Origin of the sequence: Terribium retamae, assembly GCF_022347545.1 — a bacterium.
Classification (GTDB): domain Bacteria; phylum Pseudomonadota; class Alphaproteobacteria; order Rhizobiales; family Rhizobiaceae; genus Mesorhizobium; species Mesorhizobium retamae.
The window spans coordinates 16,060-30,665 of record NZ_JAKREW010000009.1; the positions used below are offsets into that span (position 1 = coordinate 16,060).

The following is a 14,606-nucleotide window of genomic DNA, read 5'->3' on the forward strand; positions in this document are numbered from 1 at the left end:
TGGAAACAAAGAGTTAAAGCGTTTTCCTTCAAAAACGGAAAGCTCTAGGCACGCAATGCCGGCCGTCGCGTCGGCTCCGTGATCCATCCATCGACCACCACCCGATTACGGCCGGCCCGCTTGGCCTGGTAGAGGGCGCGGTCGGCGCGGGTCAGCATTTCGCTGAGCGTGGCTTTTTTCATCGATCCGAAAGCGACGCCGGCACTGACGGTGCAACGCAACACTCCGACCTGCGTGTGGATATCCTGCCCGGCGAAATCGGCCAGGATGTTCCGGGCCGCTGCCTCGACATAGTTCCCCTCGACACGGGCGATCACCAGCGCGAATTCCTCTCCGCCGAGACGGAACGCGCTGTCACCGGCGCGCAGATGCATCCTCATGACGTCGGCGAAGCGTTTCAGCACTTCGTCGCCGGCCGAGTGGCCATAGGCATCGTTGGTGCTCTTGAAGTGGTCCAGATCGAACATCACGACCGCCAGTTCCTCACCGAACGCCTTGTCTGGGTAGCTGTCCACCAGGGCGCGGCGGTTCTGCAGGCCGGTCAGCGGATCGGTCAGCGCCTCGTTGCGGTGCCGCGCGGCTACCCGCAGATTGTGCATGGTCATCGGCAGCGCACCGAGCGCAGTAAGACATGCCACCGAAACGATGATGTTGACGCGTTCGGCCCAATTGTCGGGCGCCTTCCCCAGCACCCAGCTTCCGTTGAGCAAAAGCACAAGACCGCATAGTGCAAATGACATCGCGCAGATCGCGAACAAAACCGTCATCAAAGTGATGAGGGCCGGAAACTCTTCCCTCGCCTGCCAGAAAACCCAGCCCACCCATATCAGCAGCACGGTGGCAAAAGCGTATTCGACCATGAAGGCAACGCCGTCGAGGCCCACCATCATCAGGAACGTGGTCGAAAGAACGGACGCGGCCACCACGGCCAACACCCTCCGCGCGATATCGATGTGGCCGTAGAACTGCCCGGCGGCCACCAGAACCAGCGCAAAACCACTGGGCAGAAGTGCCATCAGCAGCGCGCCGATCCAAGGTTGTGGATCGTTGGTATAACGCCAGAAGGCAATGACGTGCGCCGCAATGACGATCAAGCCGACGGAAGCCGTGAGAAAATAATGGCTCTGGCGCATCGCGCTCCAGATTACCAGCATCGTCACACTGAGACATATGCCGGACAATGCTGCCGCCAGCAGCAAGGACTGATAGTCCAGCATTGTTTCGCTTCCCCGCTATCACAACGGCGTACATTGTACGCCATCATCGCCCATTTTGCGGCATCCTGGTGCCCCGGCTCAGGAGAAAGTCGCGAGATGGTTTACGAGACGTCTCCATTCGGGCTAGAGCATTCGCAAGCCATGAACGGAACACGAACTGCTGTGATCCGGTCCGCAAAACGTGGCAGTATCATTTCCTGATTCGTTTTCAAAGTATGGACGAAATGGACGACCTTTTCGGCAATCCGGACAAACAACCACAGCAGCCGGCGCGCACCAATGCGCGCCCTGCCGATCCGCTCGTGCAGGCAGCCAAGCGCACGCAAAGCGTGCCCAAGGATGGCAGCGAGGGCTACAGCGCGGCCGACATCGAAGTCCTGGAGGGATTGGAGCCGGTACGGCGCCGGCCTGGCATGTATATTGGCGGTACCGACGAGAAGGCGTTGCATCATCTCTTCGCCGAAGTCATCGACAACTCGATGGACGAAGCGGTTGCCGGCCATGCCACCTTCATCGAGGTGGAGCTGGGCGCCGACGGCTACCTCACCGTCACCGACAATGGCCGCGGCATTCCGGTCGATCCGCACCCAAAATTCAAAGACAAGTCGGCACTCGAAGTGATCATGACGACGCTGCATGCCGGCGGCAAATTCGATTCCAAGGTCTATGAAACTTCGGGCGGTCTGCACGGCGTCGGCGTTTCTGTGGTCAATGCGCTTTCGGATGACCTGGAGGTCGAGGTCGCGCGTGGGCGCAAACTCTACCGACAGCGCTTTTCGCGTGGCATCCCGCAGGGCGGGCTCGAATTCCTCGGTGATGTGCAGAACAGGCGCGGCACGCGGACCCGCTTTCATCCTGATCCGGACATCTTCGGCAAGGGCGCGCATTTCGAACCGGCCCGTATCTACCGTATGGCGCGTTCGAAGGCCTATCTGTTCGGTGGCGTGAATATCCGCTGGTCGTGCGACCCGTCGCTGATCAAGGACAAGGACCCGACACCGGCCAAGGCGGAATTCCACTTCCCGGGCGGTCTCGGCGACTACCTGAAGGCCTCGCTCGGCGACGAGATGCAGGTCACGCGCGAAATCTTCTCCGGCAAGAGCGAAAAGCAGGGCGGCCACGGCTCGCTGGAATGGGCCGTTACATGGTATGGCGGCGACGGCTTCCTCAACTCTTACTGCAACACCATCCCGACCGGCGAAGGCGGCACCCACGAGATGGGCTTCCGCAACGTGCTGACCCGAGGCTTGCGCGCCTATGCGGATCTGGTCGGCAACAAGCGCGCGTCCATCGTCACCTCGGAAGACGTGATGATTTCGGCCGCCGGCATGCTCTCCATCTTCATCCGCGAGCCGGAATTCGTCGGTCAGACCAAGGACAAGCTGGCCACGGTCGAAGCCATGCGAATCGTCGAAACCGCGCTGCGTGACCCGTTCGACCATTGGCTGGCGGACAATCCGCAGGAAGCCTCGAAGCTGCTTGACTGGGTGATTGCCCGCGCCGACGAACGTGTGCGCCGACGCCAGGAAAAGGAAGTGTCGCGCAAGAGCGCCGTGCGCAAGCTGCGCCTGCCCGGCAAGCTTGCCGACTGTACGCAGAACGCAGCAGCTGGCGCAGAATTGTTCATCGTCGAAGGCGACTCGGCCGGAGGCTCGGCCAAGCAGGCACGCGACCGTGCCATGCAGGCTGTTCTGCCGCTGCGCGGAAAGATCCTGAACGTTGCCAGCGCCGGCAGCGACAAGCTCGCAGCCAATCAGCAGATTTCAGACCTCGTCCAGGCGCTGGGTTGTGGCACGCGTTCCAAATACCGAGACGAGGATCTTCGCTACGACCGGGTCATCATCATGACCGACGCCGACGTCGACGGCGCCCACATCGCCTCGCTACTGATCACCTTCTTCTATCAGGAGATGCCGAACCTGATCCGCGGTGGCCACCTCTTCATGGCCGTTCCGCCGCTCTATTCGCTTCGCCAGGGCGGCAAGATCGCCTATGCCCGCGATGACGCGCACAAGGACGAATTGCTGCGCACCGAATTCACTGGACGCGGCAAGGTCGAGATCGGTCGCTTCAAGGGCCTCGGCGAGATGATGGCAAGCCAGCTCAAGGAGACTACCATGGACCCGAGGAAGCGCACCTTGCTTCGGGTCGATGTGCTGGACGAGGAGACCGTGACCAAGGATGCGGTCGACGCGCTGATGGGTACCAAGCCCGAAGCACGCTTCCGGTTCATCCAGGAACGGGCCGAATTTGCGGCTGCCGACGCCCTGGATATCTGAGAAAGCGTTTGAAATCCATCAAGCCGGCATCCACGATCTACAAACGGCCTCTGATTTCGCTCCGGAGATGACGTGGTGAGTTGGGTGAAGCTGAAGGAATGGGTTGGCGCGACATTCGCCGGCTCGCTTCAGCCGACCCGCTCGGATTGGATCTTCGCGCTGCGCACCACCTCCGCCGGTCTGATCGCACTCCTGGCGGCCTACGCTCTCAAACTCGAACACCCGCAATGGGCGATGATGACCGTTTTCATCGTCGCCCAGCCGGTCGCCGGCATGGTGCTGGCGAAAGGCTTCTATCGACTGGTCGGCACGATTGTCGGCGCGGCGGCAGCTGTCGGGTTCACCTTTGCCTTCGGCGGCAACCCCTGGCTCTTCGTCACCGTTCTTTCGCTTTGGATCGGGCTCTGCACGCTCGTCTCGTCGCTATTGCGGAATCCGGAAGCCTATGGTGCGGCACTGGCCGGCTACACCGCGATGATCGTCGGCCTGCCTGCCTTCGGGCAATCCCACCTAGTTACAGACCTCGCCGTCGCCCGCTGCCTTGAAATCATCCTCGGTATCGTCTGCGCAGCGGTGACCAGCCGGCTGATCCTGCCGCGGCTCGCCGGCTCCGCGATCAAGGCCCGCCTTGAACGCTGTATCCTCGACCTTGCCACCTATACCCGCGGAGCTTTCACCGGAGCTGAACCCGCCAAGCTAGACGCACTCTACCGCAAGCTGGTCGCCGACACGCAGACGCTGGGCGAAATGCGCGCCTATGCGCGACTGGAGGCACCCAGCGTGGCAACGCGCGCGCACCCGGTGCGGCGGACCATCGGCCATCTGCTTTCCGCCCTTTCGGCGGCACGCATGCTGCATACTCACGCTGCGCCGCAGAATGCCGCCCTCCTGCCCGTGCGAGGACGACTGAAAGCGCTGGTCACCGACATCGCCGAAACGCCGAATTCGCTCGAAGATACAAAGCACTGGGAGGCCGAGCTCACCGCGATTGCCAACGAAGCCCTGCACGCTCCCGATCGCGTCCCGAATGACAGTCAGGATCCGGTGGGAACGATCACTCGCCTCACCGTCGCCGGCGAACTTGCGCAATCGCTCCGCGAGGTGCTGCGCGGTCTCGATGCCGTGCGCCGGCCGACCACCGAAAAGGCCATGCGCCAACGCCGGCAGCCGGCGCTGATCGTGCATCGGGACCATCATGCGGCCTGGCGCAACGCTATCCGCGCCACGGTGGCGACTATGCTCGTCGCCAGTTTCTGGCTGGCTACCCGCTGGTCGGAAGCGGCCGGCACGCTGATCCTCGTCGCGGTCGTATCGAGCCTGTTCGCATCGAGGCCGAACCCGGCTCAGGTCTCCTGGGGTTTTTTCAAGGGCACCTTGCTGGCGCTGCCGGTCGCCTTCGTCATTGGCCAACTTGCTTTGCCGGCCCTGCCCGGCTTTGGCTGGTTCGTATTGTTCGTAGTGCCGATCCTGGTGCCTGCGGCTCTCGGCATGGCCAATCCGCGTCTTGTCGGCGCCGCGACCGCTTTTGCCATCAACTTTCTTGCCTTCCTCAACCCGCACCAGGGCATGAGTTACGATCCCGTCGCCTTCTTCGCCGGCTCGATTTCAGTCCTGGTCGGCATCCTGATCGCCATCGGTGTGTTCATGGTCGTGTTGCCGGTCGATCCCATCGCCACCGCACGCCGCATTGCCGATGCCATGCGTGAGGATCTGGTGCGGCTGTGCCTGCACGACCGCATTCCGCGCCGTTCTGCCTTCGAAAGCCTCGCCTATGACCGCGTCAACCAGATGATGCCGCTGATGCAGCAGGCCGGCCGCAAGAGTGAAGCCCTGTTCGACGGCAGCGTTGCTTCGGTGATGGTGGGACTGGAACTGCTGCGCCTGCGCATCGATCAGAAAGCAGGAAGCCTCCCCTCGGCGATGACGCAAAACATCAGCGATTTCCTGCGGCAACTGGCACGCAACCTGCTCGTGCAAATGCCGAATGAGACCTGGACCGCCAGCATCGCCACCATGCGCGCAGACGCGACTGCGATTGCTGCCGCGGGAACGCCGGACGCGTTGCGCAGCGCGGCCTCGCTGCGCGTAGTTGCCGCGGCAGCCGAAGACTATCCGGACTTCTTTCGCAAGGACTGAGATCGGACCTGTCCACGGCTACCGTTGGTGCGAAGCGCGATATTGAGCAAGGTTTATGCGGCGGCAATGGCCAATGCATGACCGCGCGCATTCTGGCGCAGCGCGTCCAGGTGGATGGACTTTATGAGGGTCGCCAAATCGCCGCTAGCCTGCTGTCCACCCAATTCCTTGAGCATCAGCCAGCTTACCTCCTGCACTCCGGCGACGCGCTTGCCGTTGGCGACCTCACGCCACACTTTCAGTGCTCTGAGGATGACGCCGTGCATGCCAGCCGATAGTCCCGCGGAAGTGAAGAGCGCCTGCAGCGCGACATCGTTGCCGCCAGCGAGAAGTGCCCTCACCCGCTGTTCCGATTGGCCGGTGAGTGCCACCAGCACCGCGCCGAAGAAATCGACCTTGCCATGCGCCACGGTGCGAATGATGAAGGAGGCCGTAAGGTCGCCTCGCAGGCGCAGGTGCTCGACAAGGGCAGGATGTTCGGCTGCCTGCGTGCTCTCGATCAGGGTGACGGAGGCCTTGACGCAGGCATCACGCAACACGCGCTCAGCGCGCGCCGACCCCATCAGCGCCAGCACCAGAGGCGAGCCCTTCAGGGCATCGCCCAGCTTGACCAGGAGCATGTGGCGGCAATCCGCGGGCAGTGTGTTATGCGCAATCAGCGCTTCGCGCACTGCCGGCACGTGGCCATGACGTTCGGCAATGCGGCGATAACTCATCGAAGCAATCGCTGCACCTGGATTGGAAAGCAGCGTCACGCAGGCCGCGGCCTCGCCGATCTCGGCGATCGCCGCGGCGACCGTCATCGAAACGGCCGGCCGATCCGCGATCAGCTCTTGCGTCGCCTTCTGGCCGCTGGCGACCCGGTCGATCAAATCAGCGTCGGTCAGCAGCGGCGAGCGTGCGAGAACCAGACTGGCTACCTCCGGCTGATCCGAAGCCAGTGCCGCGATGATCTGCATTGGGGCGTGATGACTCATCGAGAGCGCCTCGGCCATGGCAGCCCGCACCTTGGAGGAGGCATCGTCGAGCAGCAGGGTCAAGGCAGCCTCGGCCGCACAACGATCCTCAAAGGCAAGATCACGATTCACGTACGCGCGCGCCAGCGCACTTGCGGCCGCCGCACGCTCCGAGACCCTTGCTGTGCCGACCCATTTCAGAAAATGAGGAACAACCATGCCCACCATTTCATACCCCAGCCGGCACACAATCCGGCAAACCCGAAAAAGACGTTAGGCAGAAATGGTTTACGAAGCGTTCACCATAAATTTTAACCAGCTTGCGGCCCCCCTCCGCTAAGCCTATCAAGCGGGAAATGGAGGATCACCATGCCCGGTCTTTATCTGGAAGAGTTCACCGTCGGCCGCAACTTCCAACACACGCTGCGCAAGACGGTGACCGAGAGCGACAACATGCTGTTTTCGGTCATGACGCTCAATCCGCAGCCGCTGCACATCGATTTCGACTTCGCGTCCAAGACCGAATGGGGCAAGCCGCTCGTGAACTCCCTGTTCACACTCGGTCTCATGATCGGCATCGCGGTCAATGACCTCACCGTCGGCACCACGGTCGCCAATCTGGGCATGAAGGAGACGACCTTCCCGCACCCGGTCTTTCACGGCGACACGATCCGCGTGGAGACCACGGTTGTCTCGGTGCGGGAGTCGAAATCGAAGCCCGACCGCGGCATCGTCGAATTCGAACACCGCGCCTACAACCAGGACAATGTGCTCGTCGCCAAATGCATCCGCCAGGCGATGATGCTCAAGAGGCCGGCCTGATGCGGTCGCTGCTGTTTGTTCCGGGTGATTCCGAACGCAAGCTGGAAAAAGCGTTCGCTTCGGAAACGGACGTCGTCGTCGTCGATCTGGAGGATTCGGTCGCAGCCCAGAACAAGGCGATCGCGCGCGAGGTTGCTGCGGGATTCATCAGCCATCACCGCACGGATACCAAGGCAGCCGTCTATGTTCGTGTCAATGATCTGACCACTGGTCTCACCGACGACGATTTGGTCGCGGTCGTCGGCGCGAAGCCAGACGGCATCATGCTGCCGAAATCGAACAGCGGGCAAGATATACAGCAATTGTCGGCCAAGCTTCGTGTCCAAGAAGCGCGCGCAGGCCTGGTCGATGGCGCCATCCGTATTCTGCCGATCATTACCGAAACGGCGACGGGTGTGCTGGCTGCGGCCAGTTACGCTGGCGCAAGCAGCCGCCTGTCGGGCCTCACCTGGGGCGCGGAAGACCTGTCGGCGGCGATCGGTGCCCGCACAGCGAGAGACGAGAACGGTCGTTACACCGACGTCTTTCGACTTGCCCGCACGATGACGCTGCTTGCCGCCTCAGCTGCTGAAGTTGCGGCTGTCGACACGGTATTTCCGAACTTCAGCGACATGGCCGCCTTCGAGGCCGAATGCGTCGAGGCCGAGCGTGATGGCTTCACCGCCAAAATGGCGATCCATCCGGCCCAAGTGGCGGTGATCAACGAAGCCTTCACACCATCCAAAGAGGCTGTCGAACGCTCTGTCGCCATCGTCGCGGCCTTCACCGCCGCCGGCAATCCGGGCGTCGTCGGCATCGAGGGCAAGATGTATGACCGCCCGCATCTGCGGCTAGCCGAACGCCTGCTGGCACGGGCCAAGGCAGCAGGCGTCGGCGAATAACGTAAGCCTAGTCGGCGCGTGCCTTCCACGGTCCGGCATAATCCGCGTAGAGAGTCGAAATATTCGGCCTTGGGCGCTCCGGCGCAGTGCCGGAAAATGTTCCGATATGGACAAAGCCGATGACACGCTCGTCGGGTGCAAGCCCCAGGATCGCGCGTCCTTCCGGCACATCGGAATACCAGTTGCTGATCATGTTGGTGCCGTAGCCCAGCGCGTTGGCGGCAATCATGAGGTTCATTGCGGCCATGCCGCCCGAAAGGAACTTCTCCCATTCCGGGATCTTCGGGTGAGCTTTCGGCACCGACACGACCCCAATCACAAGAGGTGCACGCGAGAAGCGGGCGAGTTCCTGATCGCGACGAACGTCGCTGAGCGGCCCCTCGCGGCTCTCTGCAAGTGCGACAAGCTTCTTGCCGACCTCCACGCGCGCCTCGCCGCGATAAAGGATGAAACGCCATGGCTCCAGCTTGCCATGATCCGGCACACGCGATGCAGCCGCGATGATGGTGGCGATCTCGGCATCCGAGGGCGCCGGCGCCTTCAGTTCCGGGATGGGAGCAGAATTTCGGGTCAGCAGGTAGTCGAGGATCGGCTGCGTCATGCGCGGTTCTCCTGAATTGGGTTGGGCTGAAGCGCGCGATGGGCATCGGCTGCTCTGGCAACGGCGCAAACTGCACCGAAAAAGAGCCTCGTGGCTTCCCCGCCAGACTCTTCAGCCTTGAAATTGCCACCGGCTTGGGCTTCAACGCAAGGCATGTTCGCCGGGCTTCGCCGACTTTCGCTGACTGTTTTCGGAGCCACGCTCGGCATGGCTCTGGCGTTGCCTGCCGGCGCCAAGGATCCCGACGCGATCGACAACCTCAAACTGCCCGGTATTTCCACCTATGCGCCACCGCACGCAGCTACGCAGCTTGCGCGCGGCGAAGGCGAGATCACACTCAGCGCGCAACTGACCGACAAGGGCGAGGAAATCACACGCGGCCTGATCTGGCGTGTCTTTCTCCCCGAACCCGGCGCAGACGGCAAATTGCCACTGGTCGCATCGGCGCAAGGGGGGACGGCCGCTTTCCAGCTGCAACCAGGCAGTTATCTGGTTCATGCCTCCTACGGGCGTGCCGGCGCCACCAAACGCATCACGGTCGGGCGGGATGCCAAACGCGAAAGCATGGTTCTCGATGCCGGGGGACTGAAGCTCGACGCCACGCTTGCAGGCGGTATTCGCATTCCACGCGAGAAACTGCGTTTTTCGATCTATGAAGCGCGTTCCGGCAAGGATGACGAAAAAGCGCTCATCATTCCCAACGTGCAGCCGAATTCCGTCGTACGACTGAATGCCGGCGTCTATAACGTCGTCTCCACCTATGGTTCCGTAAACGCCGTTATCCGATCCGACATCCGTGTGGAAGCTGGCAAGCTCACTGAGGCCACCGTCGAGCACCGTGCTGCCGAAATCACTCTGAAGCTGGTGCGCGACGCCGGTGGCGAAGCGCTGGCCGACACGTCCTGGTCGGTGCTCAACGAATCCGGCGACTCCATCAAGGAAGCCGTCGGCGCCTTCGCGCCCATGGTGCTGGCTGAAGGCAACTACACGGTCATCGCCAAGAACCGTGATCGCATCTACCAGAAGGACCTGACGGTCGAAGCCGGCAAGAATGGCGAGGTCGAGGTCGTGGCGTCCGAAGCTACGGCAATCGATCCAGCTGAAGGCGCCGACTGATCAGGCTGCGGCCCGACGAAACCGTCGGCGCAGGAATTTCACCCGATGGGCTGGTTCGGTGGGCGCCAGATCGAATACGGCGCGGTAGAGTCTCGCCAGCAGAACCTTGCGATCACGCAACGGATCAAGATCTTCCGGCGTCAGCACCTTGCCGATCCTTACCTCGATCGAGCGTCCCGCAAGCCTGGCGAATTCGCGGATCAGCAGCGAAATCCTGAGGGTCAGCGAGGCCTTGCCGACAAAACGTGCAAAGCGCCCTTCGCGCTCGGCCAAATTCATCGGGCCGCTGACCAGATGGAACAGCCGACCGTTCTGGCCGGCGAAATGCATCGGGATCACCGAGGCTCTGGCTTCCTGCACCAACCGCGCCGGGAACATTTTCCACGGCAAATCCTGGGCCCGCCCGAAACCTTTCGGTGCCGTGGCGACGCCGCCAGCCGGGAAGACGACGATGGTCACGCCTTCCTTCAGCAGCCGCATAGCCTCGTGGCGGATCGCCATGTTGGCCTTCACCGCTTCCTTCGTGTCGGAAAAGTCGACCGGCAACGAATAGGCCTCCATCTCACGGATGCGCAAGAGATCCTTGTGAATCATCACCTTGAACGGTCGACCAAGTTTTTCAGCCAGCGAAAGCACGGCAATGCCGTCACCGATGCCGAAAGGATGATTGGCAACGATAACCAGTGGCGTATCGGGAAGATCCGCAGGCGGCCACTGATCGGCGCAGCGTACACGCACATCGATAAGGTCGAGCATGCGCCCGAAGACACGATCGCCGGTCGGCACGATATTGCGGCGCCACAGATCATAAAGGGCAGCAAAGCGATCGCGCCCCGACAATCCCTCGACGGAACGAATAAACCAGCGTGTAAACGCCGGTTGGCCCGCATTAGCGTAAGAAAGCTCCGGAAACGGTCTTTCGCGCGATCTCAGCTTCATGCCCTGTCGTTAACCGCCTTGGATGACGCCAACGTGACGCCGATAAGAAAACGGCGGAGGACCGAGCCACCGCCGTCTTTTCTAGGATCCTGAATCAGGCCACCTGCTTGCGCTTAAGATCCGGCGGTGTCGCTTCGTCGACCAGACGGGCGATCGCTTCGACCAGCGATAGCGATTCCTGGTCGCGGGAACCGAAACGACGCACATTCACCGTCTGCTCTTCTGCCTCGCGTTTGCCGCAGACGAGAATGACCGGAACCTTGGTCAACGAGTGTTCGCGAACCTTGTAGTTGATCTTCTCGTTGCGCAGATCCGCCTGCACCGACAATCCGGCTGCCTTCAGCTTTTCGACGACGCTGCGCGCATAATCGTCGGCCTCGGAGGTGATTGTTGCCACCACCACCTGCAGCGGTGCGAACCACAGCGGGAAATGGCCGGCATGGCTTTCGATAAGGATACCGAGGAAACGTTCCAGCGAGCCCACAATGGCGCGATGCACCATCACTGGCTGTCTCTTCTCGGAATCCGAGTCGATGTAGAAGGCGCCGAACCGCTCGGGCAGGTTGAAGTCCACCTGCGTGGTGCCACACTGCCACTCGCGGCCAATGGCGTCCTTCAACGTATACTCGAACTTGGGACCGTAGAACGTACCCTCGCCCTCGTTGATCCCGGTCTTGATCCGGTTGTCTTCCCGCGCCATTCGGGCAAGCGAACTCTTGAGGATCTCTTCGGCATGATCCCACATGGCATCGGTGCCGACGCGCTTTTCGGGCCGTGTGGCAAGTTTCACCACTACTTCCTCGAAGCCGAAATCCTTATAGACCGACATCATCAGGTCGTTGATCTTGAGGATTTCGGATTCCAGCTGATCCTCGGTGCAGAAGACATGCGCGTCGTCCTGCGTGAAGCCGCGCACGCGCATCAGACCATGCAACGCGCCGGATGCCTCGTAGCGGTGCACGTTGCCGAATTCCGCAAGGCGGATAGGCAGATCACGGTAGGACTTCAGGCCATGCTTGAAGATCTGCACGTGTCCGGGGCAGTTCATCGGCTTGAGCGCGAAAATGCGCTGGTCAGCTTCCGGGTCTTCCGGGTGGGTGAAGGCATGTGCGGATTTCACCGCGAACATGTTCTCCTGATACCATCCCCAGTGTCCAGACGTTTCCCATAGCGACTTATCGAGGATCTGCGGGGCGTTGACCTCCTGATAGTCGTCGCCTAGACGGCGGCGCATATAGGCGACCAGATTCTGGAACATCTTCCAACCCTTGGCGTGCCAGAAAACGACGCCGGGACCTTCTTCCTGGAAGTGGAAAAGGTCCATCTCCCGACCCAGACGGCGGTGGTCGCGCTTCTCGGCCTCTTCCAGCATGTGCAGGTACTGGTCGAGCTGTGCCTGGTCGGCCCAGGCGGTGCCGTAGATGCGCGTCAGCATCGGATTGTTGGCATCGCCGCGCCAATAGGCACCCGCGACCTTCATCAGCTTGAAGGCCGTTCCGATCTGGCCGGTGGAAGCCATATGTGGCCCACGGCAAAGATCGAACCAATCGCCCTGGAAATAGATTTTCAGGTCCTGGTCTTCGGGAATGGCATCGATCAGCTCGACTTTGTAGCCCTCACCCTTGTCGCGGAACACTTTCTTCGCGCGATCGCGGTCCCAGACCTCCTTGGTGAAAGGCTTATTGCGCTGGATGATCTCCCGCATCTTCTTTTCGATGACGGGAAAATCTTCCGGCGTGAAAGGCTCGTTGCGCGCGAAGTCGTAATAAAAACCGTTTTCGATCACTGGGCCGATGGTGACCTGCGTTCCCGGCCACAGTTCCTGCACCGCCTCGGCCAGGACGTGGGCCGTGTCGTGACGGATCAGTTCCAGCGCGCGTGGGTCGTCGCGGGTGACGATCTCGACTTTGCCGGCCCCCTTCAGCGGATCGGACAGGTCACGCAAAGTGCCGTCGACAGCATAGGCCACAGCCTTCTTGGCGAGTGATTTGGAGATGGATTCGGCGAGTTCGGCGCCGGTCGTCGCGGCGTCATAGTCGCGCACGGAACCATCAGGGAATGTGAGGGAAACATTTGCCATGGTCTTCTCCTATCCAGTCCCGCATACGAACGCGGGTGGTGTTGTGCCGGATCACGCCCGGCGGCGGTCTTTTAGGGGCAGTTGCGGCCGACGTAAAGCGAAACGGCGCTCCCTTGACAAAGCAAGGTCGCGGCTGGATCAAAAATCAGGTGTCGCCGGCCTGTTTGCCAACTCGAGCAGTTTTTCAGGAACGCGGTAGCACAGTCCGTCAGCTTGGGGCCCTCGCCCTCGTTGACGACAAACCTGACGAAGACGGTGCGTTACCATCCTCTCCGACCCGCAGACTAACCAGCCAATGGATAGGGATCAGTTGGCTCTGACCGTTATGCAATCGAAATTCTGCCGCTTGAGCACCGCGCAGGCTTGGCTCGCCGCTTTCGAATCCTCGAACCCGTCGAAACGAACACGATACAGCGTCGTACCGTGCGCTTCGGTCCGCATGATCTGGCCGGCTGCTCCCCCTTGGATGGAATGAACGAATTTCTGCGCCTTGCCCAGCAACGTCTTGGCAGTTGTCTGACTGGGCAGCGCGCCGATCTGGATCTGCCAGGCCGAGGGGAGCGATGCGACTTCCGCATCGCCATCGCCTTGCTCGATCACGGTTTCGTCTATCGCCGCGGCTGGCGCGACAGGCGGCTTCGGTCTGCGTGTTGGCACGGGCGCGTTCATGGCCACCATTGGCGGCGCCGCAACGGCTCCCTTCGTGCCGAAGCGGTTCAGCAATGCTTCCATCTTGGCATCGCGGCTGCGTGCCGTCTTGCCTCCCAGAACGACGCCGATCAGGTGGCCCTTACCCTGCTCAAGCGACGACACGAGATTATAGCCGGAGACCGCAGTATATCCGGTCTTCAAGCCGTCAACGCCGGCAAAGCGATACATCAGATTGTTGTGCCCTTTCAAACGCTTGCCACGAAAGACGAAGGAAGGCTGCGAGAACAGGCTGAACAGTTTCGGAAAGTCCCGCTCCAGCGCCATTCCAAGAACCGCCATATCGCGAGCCGTCGTCAGTTGGCTGGTCCGGTCGGTCAGTCCCGAGGGATTGGCAAAGATCGTGTTGCGAAGTCCCAGCTGTCGACCGCGCTTTGTCATCAACCGCGCGAACGCAGTCTCCGATCCCGACAGATGTTCGCCGATAGCAGCCGCCGCGTCATTGGCCGAGATAACGATCATGCCGTTGACGGCATCGCGCACACTGATGGAATCGCCAGGCTTGATCCAGAGTTTCATTGGGATTTTGGCCGACGCGTTTTTGGAGAAAACGATCTGGTCATCCCAGGCGAGCTTTCCCTTCTGGATCGCCTCGAAAGTCAGATAGAGCGTCATTAGCTTGGCAAGCGAGGCCGGAGCGTGTCGCCTGCCGGCATTTTCATGGCCGAGGATGTTGCCTGTCTGTGTGTCGAGCACCGCCCACGACATATCGGCCATCGCCGCATTGGCACTCAGCAAAGCCGCGCCGAGGGTTAGTGAGGCGGCAACAACCTTGCGCCCGAGCCATTTGTCGACGACCGGCATAATTGCTCCGTAAGGTACAGGAACGACCTGAGGGGATATTTTCGACTGAATGCTGGTGGAACCGCGT

The 14,606-nt window shown here is 61.3% G+C and carries 11 protein-coding genes; 5 read left to right on the top strand and 6 right to left on the bottom strand.

Features of this window, described 5'->3' with window-relative positions; genetic code table 11:
* Positions 1 to 44 precede the first annotated feature (44 nt).
* Positions 45 to 1,217 (bottom strand): GGDEF domain-containing protein, encoded by a 1,173-nt coding sequence (locus L4923_RS11705; RefSeq protein ID WP_239365069.1) that lies wholly within the window; start codon positions 1,215 to 1,217, stop codon positions 45 to 47.
* Between the two features lie 215 nt (positions 1,218 to 1,432).
* Between L4923_RS11705 and parE the strand changes: the two genes are divergently transcribed.
* Positions 1,433 to 3,496 carry a DNA topoisomerase IV subunit B gene (parE, locus tag L4923_RS11710; RefSeq protein WP_239365071.1) on the top strand — a complete coding sequence of 688 codons (2,064 nt, stop codon included), beginning with the start codon at positions 1,433 to 1,435 and terminating at the stop codon, positions 3,494 to 3,496.
* 75 nt (positions 3,497 to 3,571) lie between these two features.
* A complete protein-coding gene (locus L4923_RS11715) occupies positions 3,572 to 5,632 on the top strand; it encodes an FUSC family protein (RefSeq protein WP_239365073.1) in 2,061 nt (686 codons plus the stop codon).
* A gap of 53 nt (positions 5,633 to 5,685) precedes the next feature.
* Here the strand turns inward: L4923_RS11715 and L4923_RS11720 are convergent, their stop codons facing one another.
* Positions 5,686 to 6,807, bottom strand: a complete 1,122-nt coding sequence (locus tag L4923_RS11720; protein WP_239365075.1) for a DUF2336 domain-containing protein — start codon at positions 6,805 to 6,807, stop codon at positions 5,686 to 5,688.
* Positions 6,808 to 6,957: 150 nt separating this feature from the next.
* Here L4923_RS11720 and L4923_RS11725 point away from each other — a divergent pair, with 150 nt between their 5' ends.
* Both L4923_RS11725 and L4923_RS11730 read left to right on the top strand, forming a co-directional pair.
* Positions 6,958 to 7,410, top strand: coding sequence for a MaoC family dehydratase (locus L4923_RS11725; protein WP_239365078.1), 453 nt, complete (start codon positions 6,958 to 6,960; stop codon positions 7,408 to 7,410).
* Positions 7,410 to 8,291, top strand: coding sequence for an HpcH/HpaI aldolase/citrate lyase family protein (locus L4923_RS11730; protein WP_239365081.1), 882 nt, complete (start codon positions 7,410 to 7,412; stop codon positions 8,289 to 8,291). Before L4923_RS11725 ends, L4923_RS11730 begins: the two co-directional genes overlap by 1 nt.
* Before the next feature lie 7 nt (positions 8,292 to 8,298).
* On the opposite strand, the gene L4923_RS11735 is transcribed toward L4923_RS11730, so the two are convergent.
* Positions 8,299 to 8,892: a nitroreductase family protein gene (locus L4923_RS11735; RefSeq protein ID WP_239365084.1), complete on the bottom strand. Its 594-nt coding sequence runs from the start codon at positions 8,890 to 8,892 to the stop codon at positions 8,299 to 8,301.
* Positions 8,893 to 9,099: 207 nt separating this feature from the next.
* Between L4923_RS11735 and L4923_RS11740 the strand changes: the two genes are divergently transcribed.
* A complete protein-coding gene (locus L4923_RS11740) occupies positions 9,100 to 10,008 on the top strand; it encodes a hypothetical protein (protein WP_239365360.1) in 909 nt (302 codons plus the stop codon).
* Here L4923_RS11740 and L4923_RS11745 read toward each other — a convergent pair whose 3' ends face one another.
* The 3 genes from L4923_RS11745 to L4923_RS11755 all read right to left on the bottom strand — a co-directional run bounded on the left by L4923_RS11745 (position 10,009) and on the right by L4923_RS11755 (position 14,452).
* Positions 10,009 to 10,947, bottom strand: coding sequence for a lysophospholipid acyltransferase family protein (locus L4923_RS11745; protein WP_239365087.1), 939 nt, complete (start codon positions 10,945 to 10,947; stop codon positions 10,009 to 10,011).
* 94 nt (positions 10,948 to 11,041) lie between these two features.
* The gene (gene thrS, locus L4923_RS11750; protein ID WP_239365091.1) at positions 11,042 to 13,027 is read right to left on the bottom strand and encodes a threonine--tRNA ligase; all 1,986 of its coding nucleotides are present in this window, start codon (positions 13,025 to 13,027) and stop codon (positions 11,042 to 11,044) included.
* Positions 13,028 to 13,333: 306 nt separating this feature from the next.
* Positions 13,334 to 14,452: a D-alanyl-D-alanine carboxypeptidase gene (locus L4923_RS11755; RefSeq protein ID WP_239365361.1), complete on the bottom strand. Its 1,119-nt coding sequence runs from the start codon at positions 14,450 to 14,452 to the stop codon at positions 13,334 to 13,336.
* Positions 14,453 to 14,606 lie beyond the last annotated feature (154 nt).